The organism is Paracoccus caeni, assembly GCF_016629665.1.
GTDB lineage: Bacteria > Pseudomonadota > Alphaproteobacteria > Rhodobacterales > Rhodobacteraceae > Paracoccus > Paracoccus caeni.
This window is the reverse complement of record NZ_JAEPRQ010000001.1, coordinates 119955-137194: the sequence shown is the minus strand read 5'-3', so window position 1 is coordinate 137194 and position 17240 is coordinate 119955. Positions and strand designations below refer to the sequence as shown.

At 60.9% G+C, this 17240-nt stretch carries 11 protein-coding genes; 6 read left to right on the top strand and 5 right to left on the bottom strand.

The window, feature by feature from the left end:
• Nucleotides 1-4: 4 nt before the first annotated feature.
• Entirely contained in the window at nt 5-1537 is a 1533-nt protein-coding gene (ubiB, locus tag JJJ17_RS00580; protein ID WP_200683021.1) for a 2-polyprenylphenol 6-hydroxylase, read from the bottom strand.
• A gap of 1 nt (nt 1538) precedes the next feature.
• Nucleotides 1539-2285 carry a bifunctional demethylmenaquinone methyltransferase/2-methoxy-6-polyprenyl-1,4-benzoquinol methylase UbiE gene (ubiE, locus tag JJJ17_RS00575; protein WP_200683018.1) on the bottom strand — a complete coding sequence of 249 codons (747 nt, stop codon included), beginning with the start codon at nt 2283-2285 and terminating at the stop codon, nt 1539-1541.
• A gap of 101 nt (nt 2286-2386) precedes the next feature.
• On the opposite strand from ubiE, the gene mutM reads away from it, so the two are divergent.
• Together mutM and JJJ17_RS00565 are read left to right on the top strand one after the other, a co-directional pair.
• A complete protein-coding gene (gene mutM, locus JJJ17_RS00570; protein WP_200683016.1) occupies nt 2387-3232 on the top strand; it encodes a bifunctional DNA-formamidopyrimidine glycosylase/DNA-(apurinic or apyrimidinic site) lyase in 846 nt (281 codons plus the stop codon).
• Between the two features lie 126 nt (nt 3233-3358).
• On the top strand, nt 3359-3688 hold the full coding sequence (locus JJJ17_RS00565; RefSeq protein ID WP_200683014.1) for a DUF1330 domain-containing protein: 330 nt from the start codon (nt 3359-3361) through the stop codon (nt 3686-3688).
• Nucleotides 3689-3745: 57 nt separating this feature from the next.
• Here the strand turns inward: JJJ17_RS00565 and JJJ17_RS00560 are convergent, their stop codons facing one another.
• Nucleotides 3746-5743, bottom strand: coding sequence for a TonB-dependent receptor domain-containing protein (locus tag JJJ17_RS00560; RefSeq protein ID WP_234463826.1), 1998 nt, complete (start codon nt 5741-5743; stop codon nt 3746-3748).
• A 286-nt stretch (nt 5744-6029) separates the two neighbouring features.
• On the opposite strand from JJJ17_RS00560, the gene JJJ17_RS00555 reads away from it, so the two are divergent.
• From JJJ17_RS00555 to JJJ17_RS00545, 3 genes are all read left to right on the top strand, one after another.
• Entirely contained in the window at nt 6030-7490 is a 1461-nt protein-coding gene (locus tag JJJ17_RS00555) for a Y-family DNA polymerase (RefSeq protein ID WP_456152401.1), read from the top strand.
• Nucleotides 7490-10831, top strand: coding sequence for an error-prone DNA polymerase (locus tag JJJ17_RS00550; protein ID WP_234463899.1), 3342 nt, complete (start codon nt 7490-7492; stop codon nt 10829-10831). Before JJJ17_RS00555 ends, JJJ17_RS00550 begins: the two co-directional genes overlap by 1 nt.
• Before the next feature lie 142 nt (nt 10832-10973).
• The gene (locus tag JJJ17_RS00545; protein ID WP_200683010.1) at nt 10974-11489 is read left to right on the top strand and encodes a BrnA antitoxin family protein; all 516 of its coding nucleotides are present in this window, start codon (nt 10974-10976) and stop codon (nt 11487-11489) included.
• A gap of 280 nt (nt 11490-11769) precedes the next feature.
• Here the strand turns inward: JJJ17_RS00545 and JJJ17_RS20235 are convergent, their stop codons facing one another.
• On the bottom strand, nt 11770-12120 hold the full coding sequence (locus JJJ17_RS20235; RefSeq protein WP_234463825.1) for a hypothetical protein: 351 nt from the start codon (nt 12118-12120) through the stop codon (nt 11770-11772).
• Between the two features lie 735 nt (nt 12121-12855).
• On the opposite strand from JJJ17_RS20235, the gene JJJ17_RS00540 reads away from it, so the two are divergent.
• Nucleotides 12856-13410: an N-acetylmuramoyl-L-alanine amidase gene (locus JJJ17_RS00540; protein WP_200683008.1), complete on the top strand. Its 555-nt coding sequence runs from the start codon at nt 12856-12858 to the stop codon at nt 13408-13410.
• Nucleotides 13411-13697: 287 nt separating this feature from the next.
• On the opposite strand, the gene carB is transcribed toward JJJ17_RS00540, so the two are convergent.
• Nucleotides 13698-17036: a carbamoyl-phosphate synthase large subunit gene (carB, locus tag JJJ17_RS00535; RefSeq protein WP_200683006.1), complete on the bottom strand. Its 3339-nt coding sequence runs from the start codon at nt 17034-17036 to the stop codon at nt 13698-13700.
• Between the last annotated feature and the right edge of the window lie 204 nt (nt 17037-17240).

Sequence of the window (17240 nt, the reverse complement as noted above, 5' to 3'; positions counted from 1 at the left end):
GGTCTTAATGCAGCGCCAACCCGATTGCCGTGCCGACGCCCAGCGACAGCACCACCGCCAGCCACATCGGAACGCCTGACTTCGGCGCAGCAACCGGCTGCACATCCTCTGGGTGTGCACGCTCCCACAAGGCCTGCTCGACGATCTGCGGCAAAAGCGGACCATAGCGCCCGACCGTCTGCACGATCCGCGCCATATCCCCGGCCAAGGCTTTCGGCCCCAGATTGGACTTGATGTAATCCGATACGACCGGCTTCGCCGCGTCCCAGATGTTCAATTGCGGATCGACCGAGCGTGCCACGCCCTCGACCACCACCATCGTTCGTTGCAGCAGGATCAACTGGGTCTGCGTCCGCATTCCAAACCGCTCGGTCACTTCGAAGAGATAGGCCAGAAGGTTTGCCATCGAAATCCGGCTGGCATCCGCGCCGAAAATCGGCTCGCCCACGGCACGCAGGGCACGGGCGAAAGCGGCCTCGTCGCGGTCGCGGGGGACATAGCCCGCCTCGAAATGGACCCGCGCGACGCGCCGGTAGTCGCGGCGGATGAAGCCCATCAGGATTTCGGCATAGGTGCGGCGGGTATATTCATCGATTTCGCCCATGATGCCGAAATCATAGGCGATCACGTCACCATTCGCCGCCACCTTCAGGTTGCCGTGATGCATGTCCGCGTGAAAGAACCCGTCGCGAAGGGCATGTTGCAGGAACAACTGGATCACCCGCGTGGCGATACGGGTGACATCATGGCCCGCCGCGATCAGCGCCTCGGGATCGCCCATCGGCAGGCCTTCGGCCCAGTCCGAGGTCAAGACGCGGCGCGAGCACAGGTCCCAATGCGGCAAAGGCACCGCGAAACCGTGATCATCCTTGGTGTTCACTGCAAATTCGGATGCAGACGCCGCCTCAAGCCGCAGATCAAGCTCCGACATCACCACGGATTCGAAGTGGCTGACCACATCGCGCGGGCGCAGGCGGCGGGTCGCCGGGGACAGGGTTTCGATGAAGCGGGCGGCGAAATGGAAGGCGTCGATATCGCGCCGGAACGCCTGAACGATGCCGGGCCGGACGATCTTGACCGCGACCTCGCGGCCCGTGTCTCGGACGCGGGCGCGGTGGACCTGCGCGATAGAGGCCGCCGCGACAGGTTCCGAAAACTCGGAAAACAGCACATCGACCGGCGCGCCCAGCTCACTTGCGGCAATGTCTTTGGCCACATCGGTCGGGAAGGGCGGCAGGCGGTCCTGCAACATCCGAAGCTGATCGGCCAGCTCCACCCCCACCACATCGGCGCGGGTCGAGAGGATCTGGCCGAACTTGATATAGGCGGGCCCAAGCGCGGTGATGGCGCGGGTGACCGGCGGCAGGTTCGGGTCGCCCTTATAGCCCAGCCAGCGGAACGGCCAGCCAAGGATGCGGGCGGCGGCGCGCAAGCGGGGCGGAGCCTCAATCGCGTCAAGAACCACGCCCATGGCGCCGGTCCGCTCGAACGTGGCGCCTGTGCGGATCAGGCGCAGGATATTGTGCGGGCCGCGCATGTTACAGCTTCCAGCCCGAATGCAGCGCGGCGATGCCCATCGACATATTGCGCCACTGAACGCGGCCAAAACCGGCATCGCGGATCAGACCGGCGAATGTGTCCTGATCGGGGAATTTGCGGATCGATTCGACCAGATATTGATAGCTGTCGCGGTCACCCGTCACCGCCTGCCCCATGGCCGGAATGACGTTGAAACTGTAGCGATCATAGGCCCATTGCATCGCGGGAACCGGGATCTGGCTGAATTCCAGCACCATCAGGCGACCGCCGGGGCGCAGGACGCGATACGCCTCGGCCAGCGCGTCGGGAATACGGGTCACGTTGCGGATGCCGAAGCTGATCGTGTAGCGGTCAAAGCTGTTATCGGCGAAGGGAAGCTGCATCGCATCGCCGGTGACCCAGGCCAGCCGGTCGGCTTTCTCGGCGGCTTCGGCGCGTTTGCGCCCCTCGACCAGCATGGATTCGGTCATGTCGCAGACGGTAACGCTGGCCTCGGGCGCGCGGTCGAGAAAACGGAACGCAACATCGCCGGTTCCACCCGCCACGTCCAGCAATTGCTGGCCATTCCGGGGCGCAAGCCAGTCCATCATCGCGTTCTTCCAGATGCGGTGGATGCCCACGCTCATCAGGTCGTTCATCACGTCATAGCGCGAGGCGACGCTGGAAAAGACGCCATGGACCATTCCGGCCTTTGCATCCTCGTCCACGGTCTGAAATCCGAAATGGGTTTTCTTGGTTTCGGTCATCACGCTTGCCGTTCCTGAATTTGCACTCCAGATAAGACCAGCGTGCCGCGGGCACAATGACCGGGATGCGCCACGGGCGCAATGCGACGAAGGGGAAAGCCTTGCCCGAACTGCCAGAGGTCGAAACGGTCAGGCGCGGTTTGCAGCCGCATCTGGAGGGACAGCGGATCGCGCGAGCCGAGGTGCGCAGGCCGGATCTGCGCTGGCCGCTGCCGCCCGATCTGGTGCAGGTGTTGACCGGGGCGGTGGTGGTGGCGCTGCGGCGGCGGTCGAAATATCTGCTGGCGGATCTGGACCGGGGCGGGACGCTGCTGATGCATCTGGGGATGTCGGGGCGGATGCTGGTCGAAGGGGCCGGGCTGGCCGGATTTCACCGCGATCCGTCGATCATTGCGCGGCACGATCACGTGGTGCTGGTGACGGAAGCCGGGACGACGATCACGTTCAACGACGCCCGCCGGTTCGGGATGGTGGACCTGATCCGCGAGGGCGTGGCCCATCCGTTGCTGGATCATCTGGGGCCAGAGCCGTTTGATCCCGCCTTCACGGCGGAATATCTGACGGCCATCTTCGCTCGCCGGAAGGCGCCGATAAAACAAGCGCTTCTGGATCAGCGGATCGTGGCGGGTCTGGGGAATATCTATGTGAGCGAGGCTTTGTATCGCGCCGGCATCGATCCGCGACGGGCGGCAGGACAAATCGACGCAACGCGGCTGGCGGTGCTGGTCGGGCATATCCGCGACGTGCTGACCGATGCGATCGCGGCGGGTGGATCGTCGCTTCGCGATCACCGGCAGGCGACCGGAGAGCTGGGCTATTTCCAGCACAGTTTCCGGGTTTATGACCGTGAGGGGCAGGCTTGTCCGACACCGGGTTGTGACGGCGTGATCCAGCGGATCGTGCAATCGGGGCGATCCAGTTTCTTCTGTCCGGTCTGCCAAAGGTAAACCTGCGCTTCACGGACGCCCTTGCATCGGTATTTGGACAACGGAGAAATATTACCTCCGGCGTTATCGACCCGCATCCATGCGATCATGCATCCTGCCTTCATGAACCGAAGGAAGGAATATCACATGACGACCTATGCCGTGGGCCATTTGCAGGACGTGGATCTGAACGCCGACATCGTCGCCTATCTTGAGGGGATCGATGCCACCTTGGCGCCTTTCGGCGGCCATTTCATCATCCATGGCGGCGAAAAGACAGTGCTGGAGGGCGGGTTCGGCAGTGATCTGATCGTGATTGCCTTCCCGGATCGCGCCTCTGCCGAGGGGTGGTATGCCTCGGCCGCCTATCGCGATCTGCTGCCGCTGCGCACCCGTAATTCGCAGGGCGACGTGTTCCTGATCGAAGGCGTGGATCGTGACCACAAGGCCACCGACATCCTCGCCGCCGCAGTTTGAGGGCCGGATGCATCCGGCAGGTTGCAGCCCCGGAGATCATCCGGGGCTGCAAGTTGGTCAGAAGCTTTTCGCCAGCGTCAGCTTGATATTGCGGCCCGGCGCTTTCCGGGTTGCAAGCCAGGGCTGGTAATCGCGGTCGAAGACGTTCTCGACACCCACGCGGATCTCGGCACCTTCCAGCACGCCCGTCTGGGGGCGATAGGTGGCGCGGATATTGTGGACGGCATAGCCCGCCGTTTCAGGCGTCGGCGCATTCACCCGGTCCATCCGCGCAACGGCGACGGTTTCCCAGCTCAGGTCCAGTTCGTCGGTCAGATGCTGGCCCAGCGTCACCCGAAGCTGGTCGGCCGGTGCATAGGTCCAGTAATTCGCACCCGGTGCGGCCGTCTGGTCGCCCTCGATGATAGCTGCGTTCAGATCGACATAGAAACCGCTGGCCATCACATAAGACGATTCAAGCTCGATCCCTTTCGTGGAGACGGCGGTTACCCCGGAATAGGAGGTCGCGTCCCACAGATCGGTGTTGAACAGGTTCGCCTTGACCGCCAGTTGATCGCCCGAACCCAGAACGTCCTGACCCTCATAGCTTGCGCCCAGTTCCCAGGTTCGCGCCTTCTGCGACTGGCCCATATAGTTGGGCGTGTCGAAATCGTCGAGGATCGGCATGTTCTCGGTATAGGCGGCGCTGCCGAAGACGGTGAAGCCGTTGTTGAAGGCATAGCGCAGCGACAGACCGCCCATCACGGCGTCATTGTCATAGGTGGTCGGGTTGGCGGTGGCGACTTTGCCCTGACGGGTCAATTCCTGCGTCTCGTAGCGCAAAGCGGGCGAGATGGTCAGACCGCCAGAGGTGATATCGTCCACGACGAACAGGGCGAAGCGACGGTCGGTGCCGCCGGGGGCCGATGCGGCTTCAGCACGCTTTTTGTGAATGATCTCGAACCCGGTTCGCAGATCGTGCTGGAAGCTGCCGGTGGCGAAATCGGCGGTGTTCTTGACCGTCAGCCGGGTCGTCTCGTAGCGATGATCCGCATTGCCAAGCACAGCCGCCATCGGCTCCTGAGCGGGCGGCAAGGTAGAGCTGCCCCAGATATAGGTGCTGTCGATCTTCTGATCGGAATAGCTGAGATTGGCCGTCACATGGATCAGCGGGCTGTCGGGATTGTATTCATATTCCGCTACGATTGTGCGGGTATCGATATCGCGATCCACATTGCCGAACGAGCCGCCGCCCAGTCCGAACTGGTCATAAGGCACATCCCGTTCCGAGATTTGCGTGTCGTTGTAAGACAGCGTGATCGATTGATCCCGTGCTGCGCCGAATGTGTATTTGCCCTTGAGCAAATAGGACGGCAGATCGAACGGCTCGGCCCCAAGGTCATTGCCGTCGCCGTCATCCTGACGTTCCTGCTTGCGACGGACATATTGGGCAAGGAATTCCAGATCCTGCGTCGGCTGCCATGCAAGGATTGAGGACGAGGTGATCCCGTCGCCATTGCTGGTGAATTCAAAGGTCTGCCGTCCGGCCCAGCCGATCTCACCCCCGGTAAAGTCCGAGGCGTCCTTGGTGCGCAACTGCACCAGACCGCCGACCACGCCCGAGCCATATTCGAACGAGCCGACAGTGCCACGCTGAACCGAGACTTCCTTGTAAAGCGCCGGATCGGTGTAAAGCTGGGTGCCGATGCGATACAGTTCCTCGGACCCCTGCGTCGCGCCATCGACCTGGATCATGATCATCTGGTCGGTGCCGTAGGACCCGGTCGCACCGAAGCCGCGGATATTGATGCCCGAGCCGCCGGGCGTGTTGCCGTTCATCAGCGTGACGCCGGGCACCGAATCGATCAGTTCGGCGATGGTGCTGGCCTGACGGTCCTCGATTTCTTGTTGATCGACATCGGTGCGCGGAATCGCCGTATCGGTGGCGACATCACGTTTGCTTTCTATGGTGATCGTTTCGAGAAGGACGGGGCTTGCGGCATCCTGAGCGATCGCTGCAAGCGGGAAAATGAAGGCGCAGCCGCCCATGAGGGCAGCGTATGCGGTGGTGCGCATCGTTAAGGTCTCCTGTGGTGGGTTAGGGACTGGCGATGGCTTGCACCCGGAAGTGGTAATATCTCTTAACCAGCCTTTGGGTAAGTGTTCGGACGTGAACCGAGGTGTTTATTTCTGGGAGTGTTGGCAAAAACCCACACTTTTTGTCAGATTTTTCGGAAATTTGCATGACGTGCCGCCGACAAGCTGCCGATTTGGGCGACTCGACTCGCCGAGAGGGGTGATTTAAAAAGAACATATCAGGAACATTGGTGTTGGTATGTTCGATGGAATCAGACAGCGCGTTGTGTCGATATGGCTTCCCCGGCTGCCCAGCGACCGGGTTCTGCGGATGCGCGCGGTCGATGCGCCCTTCGCGCTGGTGCAGCGGCAAGAGAATGCCGATCGGCTTTATTGCCTGAACCAACGGGCCGAAAAGCTTGGCCTGCAACGCGGCATGGCCTTGGCCGAGGCGCGGGCCTATTGCCCCGATCTGCAACAGGAGCCTGCCGATCTGCGGGCGGATGCACGGTTTCTGGCCGCGCTCAGGCGGTGGGCTTTACGCTATTGCCCATGGGTCGCGGTCGATGGCACCGATGGGCTGCTGCTGGATATCACCGGCTCGGACCATCTGATCGGGGGCGAGGCCGCGCTGCTGGCCGATCTGCGCCGCAGGATGCGGGCTTCGCGGATCACCGCGCAGCTTGGTCTTGGCGACAATCGCGGCGCGGCATGGGCCTTGGCGCGTTATGGCGAGGGGATCGCTCAGCCGGGTCAGGGTCGGACGGCGCTTGCGCCCCTCTCCGTCGCCGCCCTGCGGATCGAGCCTGAAATCACGACCGCCCTGCAACGTGTCGGCCTGCGCAGCATCTCGGATCTGCTGGCCCAGCCCCGCGCCTCGCTGGCCCGCCGTTTTGGCCCCGCGTTGCTTTTGCGATTGGATCAGGCCCTAGGCACGCTGCCCGAGCAGATCTCGCCCGAGCAGGATAGCCCGCCCTTCTCGGTCCGCATGTCCCTGCCCGAGCCAATCGGGCTGGTGGGCGATGTGATGGCGGCGGTCGAAAGGCTGGTGATCGCGCTTTGCCATCGACTGCGGGCACAGGATATGGGCGCGCGTATGCTGAACCTGTCGCTGGAACGGGTGGACCATTCCGCGCGGCAGATCGAATTACGCCTTGCCTCGGCCCTGCGCGATCCGGCGCGGATCATGCCGCTGTTTCATCGCGGCATCGCCGATGTCGATGCGGGCTTTGGCATCGACGGGTTGCGGCTGCGGGCCGTTCAGGTCGAACCCCTGCCGCCCGAGCAGCTTGGCGACGGCCTGACGGGAGCCGCACGGGACGACAGCGCCCTGTCGGATCTCATCACCCGACTTGGCAGCCGCATCGGGATCGAGAACATCCGCCGCCTGCTGCCCGCCGAAAGCCATATCCCTGAACGCAGCTTTCTGGTCGCGCCCTCGGCTTTCAGTGAACCCGCGCCAGACTATACCCCTCAACAACCCCGCCCGCTGACGATCTTCCCGCCCGAGCCGGTTCGGGCACGCGGCACGCAGCCCCCCGCCCGGTTTCAGTGGCGACGGATGAGCTTCACCACCCTTCGCGCAACCGGCCCGGAACGGATCGCGCCGGAATGGTGGATGGATGATGAAGGCTGGCGCAGCGGCATGCGCGATTATTGGCGGGTCGAAACGCATCAGGGACGCCGGTTGTGGATGTTCCACACGCCGCAGAACCCCGGCTGGCAGGTGCAGGGGGAATTTCCGTGATGCCTCCTCGCGCGGCTCCATATACCATGCCCGAGGAACTGGAGCCGCCCGGCTATGCCGAACTGGGCGTGACCACGAATTTCACCTTCCTCACCGGCGCCTCGCATCCCGATGAGATGATTGCCCGCGCTGCCGAACTGGGCCTGTCCGCCATCGCCATCACCGACCGCAATTCGTTGGCGGGGGTGGTGCGGGCATGGCGGACGCTGCGCGATCTTAGGGATAAGGTCGAAAAACCGCGCATCGCCTCGACCGTCCGCATCGATACCAGTTCACGGCAGGAAATCGGCGCGGCGCAGGAATTGCCGGTCCCGCATGGGGTGAAGTTGCCAAAGCTGATCGTCGGCGCGCGGCTGGTTTTGCAGGATTGCCCGGTCGAATGGATCGCCCTGCCGACCGACCGGCCCGCCTATGCGCGATTGTCCCGGCTGCTGACGCTGGGCAAGCGCCGGGCGGGCAAGGCCGAATGCCACCTGACCCTGCCCGATCTGGAACAGGGCTGCGCCGGTATCATCCTGATCGCCCTACCGCCCGCCGATGCCTTGCAGGCACTGAAGCCGATCCAGCGCCTTGTTCGCCGCTATCCGGGCCATGTCTTTCTGGGGGCGGCCCCGCGGTATGACGGCTCGGATCAGGCATGGTTTGACACCTGCGCCACGCTGGCCCTGCGCGCCGCTGCGCCGATGGTGGCGGTGGGCGATGTGCTGATGCACCGCGCCGGGCGGCGTCCGCTGGCCGATGTGCTGACCTGCATCCGCAAGGGGCTGACCATCGACCACATTGGCACCCATGCCCTGCCCAATGCCGAACGCCGCCTGAAAGGCGCGGCTGAAATGGCGCGTCTTTACCACCGCCATCCCGGCGCGATCCGCCGCACGCTGGAAATCGCCGCCAGATGCAGCTTCGATCTCAGGGAGCTCAGCTATGATTACCCGGATGAGCGGGCGAACGGCGAAGAACCACAGGAACGCCTGCACCGTCTGGTCCATGAAGGTCTGGCCCGCCGTAGCAAACAGGGGATCCCGGGCAAGCACCTTCAGACCGCCGCACATGAACTGGCGCTGGTGGCAGAGATGAAATTCGCCCCTTATTTCCTGACCGTGCATGACATCGTCACCTATGCCCGCTCCGTTGGTATTCTCTGCCAAGGGCGTGGCTCGGCAGCCAATTCCATCATCTGTTGGGCGCTTGGCATCACCGATGTCAGCCCGGATCAGATTAACATGGTCTTTGAGCGCTTCGTCTCGCGCCATCGCGGTGAGCCACCAGATATCGACGTCGATTTCGAACACGAGCGCCGTGAAGAAGTGATCCAATGGATTTACGAAAAATATACCCGAGAACGCGCAGGCCTCTGCGCCACGGTGATCCACTTCCGCACCCGCGCAGCGATCCGCGAGGTTGGTAAAGTCATGGGCCTGTCTCAGGATGTGACGACCAATCTGTCTGGACTTGTCTGGGGTATCTCGAACAAAGGCGCGGACGAGGATCGCATCCGCGAATTGGGCCTGAACCCCACTGACCGCCGCCTTGCCCTGACGCTGGATCTGATCCGCGAAATCATCGGCTTTCCTCGTCACCTGTCTCAACATGTCGGCGGGTTTGTCATTACGAATGGCCGACTGGATGAATTGTGCCCGATCGAGAATGCGGCGATGGAAAAGCGCACCTGCATCGAGTGGGACAAAGATGATATCGATGCGCTGAACATCCTGAAAGTGGATGTGCTCAGCCTTGGCATGCTGACCTGCATCCGCAAGGCTTTCGACTTGCTGCGCGCTCACGACGGGATCGAGCATAACCTTGACTCTATCCCACCGGGGGACGGCTCGACCTATGACATGCTCTGCCGGGCGGACGCGGTAGGCGTGTTTCAGGTTGAAAGCCGGGCACAGATGAATTTCCTGCCTCGCATGCAACCGCGCGAATTTTACGATCTGGTGATCGAGGTCGCCATCGTCCGCCCCGGCCCGATTCAGGGCGGCATGGTGCAGCCCTATATCAAGCGCCGCCAGAAACTGGAAAAGGTGGATTATCCATCCGAGGAACTGAAGGGCGTCCTGTCGAAAACCCTCGGTGTGCCGCTGTTTCAGGAACAGGCGATGCGGATCGCCGTAGTCGCTGCGGGTTTCACCGCCGAAGAAGCGGACCAGTTACGCCGCTCGCTGGCCTCGTTCCGCCATGTCGGAACAGTCCATAAATTCGAGCGAAAATTCGTCGATGGCATGATCGCCAATGGCTATACCCCCGATTTCGCCGAACGCTGCTTCAACCAGATCCGGGGCTTCGCCGATTACGGCTTCCCCGAAAGCCACGCGGCGGCCTTTGCGCTGCTGACCTATGTGTCATCATGGCTGAAATGCCACCACCCGGCGATCTTTGCCTGTGCGCTGCTGAACTCGCAGCCGATGGGCTTTTACGCCCCGGCCCAGATCATCCGCGACGCCCGCGATCATGGCGTCGAAATCCGCCCCGTCTGCGTCAATCAAAGCGAATGGGACAACCGCCTTGAACGCCGCACCGATGGCGCGCTGGCCCTGCGGCTTGGCTTCCGCCAGATCCGCGGCTTCAAGGAAGATGATGCGGACCGCATCGTGGACCTGCGCGGCAACGGCTATCCCGACCCCGAGACATTGTGGATGCAGACCCGCATTCCCCCCGCCGTGCTGGAACGTCTTGCCGAGGCCGACGCCTTCACCGGCATGGGCCTGACCCGCCGCGCCGCCTTGTGGCAGGTCCGCGCCATCCGCTCGCCCCGGCTGTTGCCGCTGTTCTCGGACCCGCTGGACGGCGAGGGGATACGCGAGCCTGACCCCGACCTGCCCGCCATGCATCTGGGCGAAGAAGTGGTGGAGGATTACGTGGCCACCCGTCTGACGCTGCGCGCGCATCCGATGGAATTGCTGCGCCCCTCGATCCCCGGTCTGGTGCCGCATGGCCGGTTGATCGACGCGCGGGGCAGGGTCTCGGTCTGCGGGCTGGTGATTACCCGGCAACGCCCCGGCACGGCTTCGGGGGTGGTGTTTGTGACGCTGGAGGATGAAACCGGGGTCTGTAACGTGGTGGTCTGGAAGAAGGTGTTCGACCGCTATCGCCGCGTGGTCATGGGGGGGCGTCTGCTGCGCGTGACCGGGCGGGTCGAGAAGGCGGGGATCGTGGTTCATCTGATCGCCGAACAGATCGAGGATATGTCTTTTTGCCTTATGAATCTAGGACATCCGTGGGGGGATGCGGTCGGGATGACGACGCCCAAGACCGATACCGCGCCGCGTCCATCGCGCCCGGCGAGGCATCCGAGAGAGCAGGCGAAGAAGCTTTTTCCCAGCCGCGACTTTCACTGAAACAACCCCTGAAAACCGGCGCACAGGGCGTCCACAACCCATGCACAGCCCGTGCACAGCGCGTACACCGACAACGCTCGCATGGTTAAGGCGGCGTTTACCCTTTGCGGGCAGGTTCTTCGCAAGCGGCAAGGGGTGTGCGATGACCAAGGCGGACGATCAGCGGCGGCTGAATTATCACTACATGGCCGATGCCATGCGGATGCTGGAATGGGATCTGCACCAGACCATCTTCCGCGAGATGCGCATCCCCGACGAATGGCACGAGATCGCGCGCCAAAAGCCGACCGAGCGCAAAACCCGCGTCACGCTGCGGCTGGATGAGGGGCTAGTGCGGTTCTTCCGCTCGATGGGGCCGGACTGGCAGGTCCGGGTGAACCGGCTGATGTCGGTCTGGATGCATGCACGTCTGGCCGGGGTGATCCGGGGCGGCGAGACGATGGATTACATGAAACGCCGCGAGCAAGAGATGCATGACGGCTTGCGGCCCGAGTTCGGGGAAAGGCAGCGGAAATACGATGAGATGAATGGCGGCAAGCCGTTCGGCGCCGCGGGTGAGGGCGTGCCGATGGATGAGACATCGGAGATGTCATCGGCATCACGTCGGGCGATTTTAAAAGGGATCATGGCGGCACGGGCTGTGTTGGAGGATCCGTAGTTGAGCGGTGGGAAGTGTGTTCGGATGCCAGCTTACAGTATAGGGTAGAAGGGCATAGACTTAAAATTTGCTGATACGATTATTTAGAAAGAAAATATATTAAAAATAGCCAAAATATAAAATACGCGATTGATAAAATCATATACCTCGCCGCGATTTATACTAAATTAAATAAAAAATATTCATCAGAATAATCGCAGGCCTCGCCTTGACACCCGTCAGCCGCAGAGCCAAGTGATAATACTTCATATGAGGTCAGTGGCTCAACATTCTGTCATTTTTAACTTAAAATCGGCGCTCCTGAATTCACCTCCCTAATCTCCATGACTTCCGTAATGAATAGGTAAATGTATACAAACGCGATCATCAAAACGATCATCCAAGTCGCAGCGGAAGTCACCCTTATCCCGGACGGACCAATATTGATATCGGTTGACAATCCAGCAAACCTTCCAAGAAGCCGTTCCTTAGCACCTAATATTTTTTCGGCCTCGCCGCCAATCTCAGCCACTAAGCCGTCGATCTCGACTTCAAGTTCAGTTCTTGCGCCAAGGATTCTAAACGATGGCCTAAGCCCAAGCAAAGCTGTCGCAATCGCCAATGAGGCGACAATGAACGTAATTATAGTCACCACCCAAAGCGCAGTGTTTTGCTAGGAAAATATTTTCTTTGCATTATCATCCAACCAAGAAAGATGATTGAACCTCGAGACGGCATATGCATTTTGAGCGCGCATTGCGACAACCGCATTTGTATCCATGTCGATCCGCGCCTTCGAAACGGCGTCTGATGCAAGCTTAAAGCCCTACGCTGACGTTCTACTTCAACTCTCAGGTCTTCAATTTCTTGCATAAAATCTTGCTCGGCGCACCTATCCAACTGGCAGCCCTAATCTTGACCTATAGTAGACGTCGGCAAAGATAAAAATAGTATTTTGAACAAAAATCTACGAAAACGCCTTACACTAACACTCATCGCGACCCTCTCCCTCTGGGTCCCACTCGCACAAAACAGGACAACCACCGGACGGATTACCAACAATTATAGGATGCTGGGGAAACCCTGGAACGACAACAGCATTAGGATCTGCAGCCTGCGGGAGGGGATTCATTGGAACAACAAGATCGCACGCTGGATCAAGCCCATCCATACAAACCGAGAACGGATGACCAGAAATTATTTCATCTGTTACTTGGTTTCCTTCGAGAGATAATCCGTCAATATCTTGCCCGTGAGCTTGGGCCGCAAGCGCAAGCATCGCTAAAAAGAACGCATGACTATCACCAGTTCAAGTACTATATTTTATAGTGCCAGTAGCAGCGATTCGCTGCAAGTAAACTTTATAGCGTATATGGGAGGGATTATCATGAAAGTTGCAATCGTCGTCGGCCATACAAAAGATGCGCCCGGGGCATACTCCCCCTACTTTAAGGAATTCGAGTATCATTGGAATACCGACCTAGCAAACCGTATCGCCGCTCAGCCTAGCAGCCATGAAATTAAAATTTTTTATAGAGACAACGTAGGAATTTCCGGTGCTTATGAAAAACTTTCTTCATGGGGCGCTGCGGTTTCTATTGAATTGCACTTTAACTCATCTCATAATTCAACATCAACCGGAACTGGTGTATTGTATCTATCAGGCAACCATAAGGGGAAAATTCTGGCGGGCGTATTACAAGCAAGATTGATGCAGACTCTTGGCCTGCCTGATTGGCCAAAGGGAAGCGGAGGCGTTGTGACACCATTCCAGGCCTCCGGAAAGCAGGAACGCGGAAAAACCTCTTTGTCCGCAGGCAAGCCACCAGCTGCACTCGTGGAGCCATTCTTCGGATCTAACCCGAACGACTGCAAGAGGGCAACAGCACAAAAAGATCAGCTAGCACAGGCCTACATTCTGGCAATGAGCGATTACGCTTAGCAGATAACGCCCAGACACCTAAAAGCTGGTACGCAACTATCTCGGCATGTATGAGGCCAGAGTTAGATGTTTAGATACCCAGGTGTTTGATGATGCGCGTGTATCGGAAGTAACTTTACGAACTAAAATTCGCGACGAGTTCTTTGAAAAAACTCGAAATGAATGTTGTGCATAGGGGTCACCGAAAGAGGTCTCGTGAAGGATAGTTCACCTGGTCACGAAGGGTGAGTCATGGGGTTGGGCGAGTTCGCAAGTAATATACTACCGTTAAGTGAGCCTAGATACCCCTAAGCCTGCAACGACCTCACCCCAACCTCACCCTCTTCCCGCGACTTGATCGCCGCAACCGCCGCGATGCTCCCCGCAGCCGTGGTGAAATACGGAATCTTGTCATAGAGCGCCACCGCCCGGATCTCGCGGCTGTCGGCGATGGCCTGGGCGCCCTCGGTCGTGTTCAGGACCATGGCGATGTCGTCGTTCTTCAGGCGGTCAACGATGTTCGGGCGGCCTTCATAGACCTTGTTCACACGCTCGGTCTGGACGCCTGCCGATGACAGGAAATCCGCCGTGCCGCTGGTCGCGACCAGTTGGAAGCCCAGATCAGTCAGGTCGCGGGCGGCCGTGGCAAGCGCCTCGGTCTTGTCGGCGTCCTTGACCGAGATGAAGACGCGGCCCGATTGCGGCAGCACGCTGCCTGCGCCAAGCTGTGCCTTGAGGAAGGCGCGGGGGAAGTTGCGGTCCCAGCCCATCACCTCGCCGGTCGAGCGCATTTCCGGGCCAAGCAGGGTATCGACGCCGGGGAAGCGGGCGAAGGGCATCACCGCCTCTTTGACCGAAAACCACGGGGTGTTCGGGTCGGCCAGCGTCATCGGGTCGGCAAATGGCAGGTCATCCTCGGGGCCGACGCCTTCCGGGTAGGCGGCGCGGGCGGGGAAGTTCGACATCGGCTCGCCCGCCATCAGGCGCGCGGCGATCGAGGCGATGGCGCTGTCGGTGGCTTTGGCGACGAAGGGCACGGTGCGCGAGGCGCGGGGGTTCACTTCGAGAACATAGATGGCGCCGTCCTTCAGCGCGAATTGCACGTTCATCAACCCGACGACGCGCAGGGCGCGGGCCATGGCGACGGTCTGGCGTTTCAGTTCCACGATGGTGGCCGCGTCCAGCGTATGCGGGGGAAGCGAGCAGGCGGAATCGCCGGAATGGACGCCGGCTTCCTCGATATGTTCCATGATGCCGGCGACGTGGACGTTTTCGCCGTCGGAGAGGGCGTCCACATCAACCTCGATCGCGCCGGACAGGTAGCTGTCCAGAAGCACCGGGTTTTTGCCCGAGACGCTGACCGCCTCGGTGATGTAGCGGCGCAGGTGGTCCATGTCGCGGACGATCTCCATCGCGCGGCCGCCAAGGACGTAAGACGGGCGGATGACCAGCGGGAAGCCGATGCGGCCTGCGATTTCAATGGCTTCTGCGTCGGAATGGGCGATGCCGTTGATCGGCTGTTTCAGGTCCAGATCGTTCAGCAGCTTCTGGAACCGCTCGCGATCCTCGGCCAGGTCGATGGCGTCGGGGGTGGTTCCAAGGATCGGAATACCCTCGGCCTCGAGCGCGTCGGCGAGTTTCAGCGGGGTTTGGCCGCCGAATTGCACGATGACGCCGTGGAGGGTGCCGTTTTCCTGTTCGACGGCAAGGATTTCAAGGACATGCTCCAGCGTCAGCGGTTCGAAATACAGCCGGTCCGAGGTGTCGTAATCGGTCGAGACGGTTTCCGGGTTGCAGTTGACCATGATGGTTTCATAGCCCGCATCGGTCAGCGCGAAGCAGGCATGGCAGCAGCAATAGTCGAACTCGATCCCCTGCCCGATGCGGTTCGGGCCGCCGCCAAGGATGACGACTTTCTTGGCGTCGGTGGGGCGGGCTTCGTTTTCCGCATCGCCCATCGCCGGGGCTTCGTAGGTCGAATACATATAGGGGGTCTGCGCCTCGAACTCGGCGGCGCAGGTGTCGATGCGTTTGAAGACCGGGCGGATGTCCAGCGCCTGCCGGGCGCGGCGGATGTCGGCTTCGTCGCGGCCCGTCAGGATGGCAAGGCGGGCATCCGAGAAGCCCATCATCTTCAGCGCGCGCAGGCCGTCTTCGTCGGTGGGCAGGCCGGTTTCGCGGACGCGGGCTTCGGCATCGACGATCTCGCGGATGCGGGCAAGGAACCACGGATCGAAGCTGGTGACGCGCTGGATTTCGTCGTTGGACAGGCCAAAGCGCATGGCCTCGGCGATGACGCGGATGCGGTCGGGGGTTTGCTTGGACAAGGCGGCGATGACGGCGGGCTTGCCCTGATCGGCCACGCCCTCGATGGCGATTTCGTCAAGGCCGGTCAGGCCGTTCTCCATCGAGGCCAGCGCCTTTTGCAGCGATTCATGGAAGCTGCGACCGATAGCCATCACCTCGCCCACGGATTTCATCGCCGTGGTCAGTTCGGGCTTGGAGCCGGGGAATTTCTCAAAGGCAAAGCGCGGGATCTTGGTGACCACGTAGTCGATCGAGGGCTCGAAGGACGCGGGCGTGACCTTGGTGATGTCGTTGTCCAGCTCGTCCAGCGTATAGCCCACGGCCAATTTCGCCGCGATCTTGGCGATCGGGAAGCCGGTCGCCTTGGATGCCAGGGCCGAGGAACGCGACACGCGCGGGTTCATCTCGATCACGACCATGCGGCCATCGGCGGGGTTGATCGCCCATTGCACGTTCGAGCCGCCGGTTTCCACGCCGATTTCCCGCAGCACGGCGATAGAGCCGTTGCGCATGATCTGATATTCACGGTCGGTCAGAGTCAAAGCCGGGGCGACGGTGATGGAATCGCCGGTATGGACGCCCATCGGGTCGATATTCTCGATCGCGCAGACGATGATGGCGTTGTCGTTACGGTCGCGCACGACCTCCATCTCGTATTCTTTCCAGCCGAGCAGCGATTCATCGACCAGAACCTGCGCCACGGGCGAAGCATCAAGGCCCGAGCGGACGATGCGTTCGTAATCGTCGCGGTTATAGGCGACGCCGCCGCCGGTACCGCCAAGGGTGAAGGCGGGGCGGATGATGGCGGGCAGGCCAATCTCTTCCAACGCATCCATCGCCTGCGCGACGCCTGCGGAAATGTCGTATTTGCCGTTTGTGCCCTTGGGGGCGGCGACGATGGTGGCTTTTGGGTTTTCCAGCCCGATCCGGTCCATCGCGTCACGGAACAGCTTGCGATCCTCGGCCATTTCAATGGCGGTCCGCTGTGCGCCGATCAGTTCGACCCCGTAGCGGTTCAGGACGCCCGCATCGGCCAAGGCCAGCGCAGTGTTCAGCCCGGTCTGCCCGCCCATGGTCGGCAGCAGCGCATCGGGGCGTTCCTTGGCGATGATCTTTTCGACGATTTCGGGGGTGATCGGCTCTATATAAGTGGCGTCGGCCATTTCCGGGTCGGTCATGATCGTCGCCGGGTTCGAGTTGACCAGAATGACCCGATAACCCTCTTCCCGCAGCGCCTTGCAGGCCTGTGCGCCGGAATAGTCGAACTCGCAAGCCTGCCCGATGACGATGGGCCCTGCTCCGATGATCAGGATAGATTTGATATCGGTTCTTTTGGGCATGTTGGCGATCCTTGGGGCGGCTGGCGGCAGATAAATCGTCCGGGGTTATAGCCATGCAGGGCCAAGGTGCAAGGTGGGATGAGGGGGGATTGCCGGAATCTCGGGCTGGCCGGGAAAAGCGGAGGGCGGGGCACGTCCGCCGGATGGGCACAGCAACGGTCGTGCTGGACGCTTTATGGTGCCACCCCGTCGGACATCGCTGTA

Bases quoted from the DNA above. Each gene is read 5' to 3' on its own strand.
- JJJ17_RS00540 (WP_200683008.1), top strand. From the start codon at position 12,856: ATGAAAGTTGCAATCGTCGTCGGCCATACAAAAGATGCGCCCGGGGCA.
- JJJ17_RS00560 (WP_234463826.1), bottom strand. From the start codon at position 5,743: ATGCGCACCACCGCATACGCTGCCCTCATGGGCGGCTGCGCCTTCATT.
- ubiB (WP_200683021.1), bottom strand. From the start codon at position 1,537: ATGCGCGGCCCGCACAATATCCTGCGCCTGATCCGCACAGGCGCCACG.
- JJJ17_RS00565 (WP_200683014.1), top strand. From the start codon at position 3,359: ATGACGACCTATGCCGTGGGCCATTTGCAGGACGTGGATCTGAACGCC.
- carB (WP_200683006.1), bottom strand. From the start codon at position 17,036: ATGCCCAAAAGAACCGATATCAAATCTATCCTGATCATCGGAGCAGGG.
- ubiE (WP_200683018.1), bottom strand. From the start codon at position 2,285: ATGACCGAAACCAAGAAAACCCATTTCGGATTTCAGACCGTGGACGAG.
- JJJ17_RS00545 (WP_200683010.1), top strand. From the start codon at position 10,974: ATGACCAAGGCGGACGATCAGCGGCGGCTGAATTATCACTACATGGCC.
- JJJ17_RS00550 (WP_234463899.1), top strand. From the start codon at position 7,490: ATGCCTCCTCGCGCGGCTCCATATACCATGCCCGAGGAACTGGAGCCG.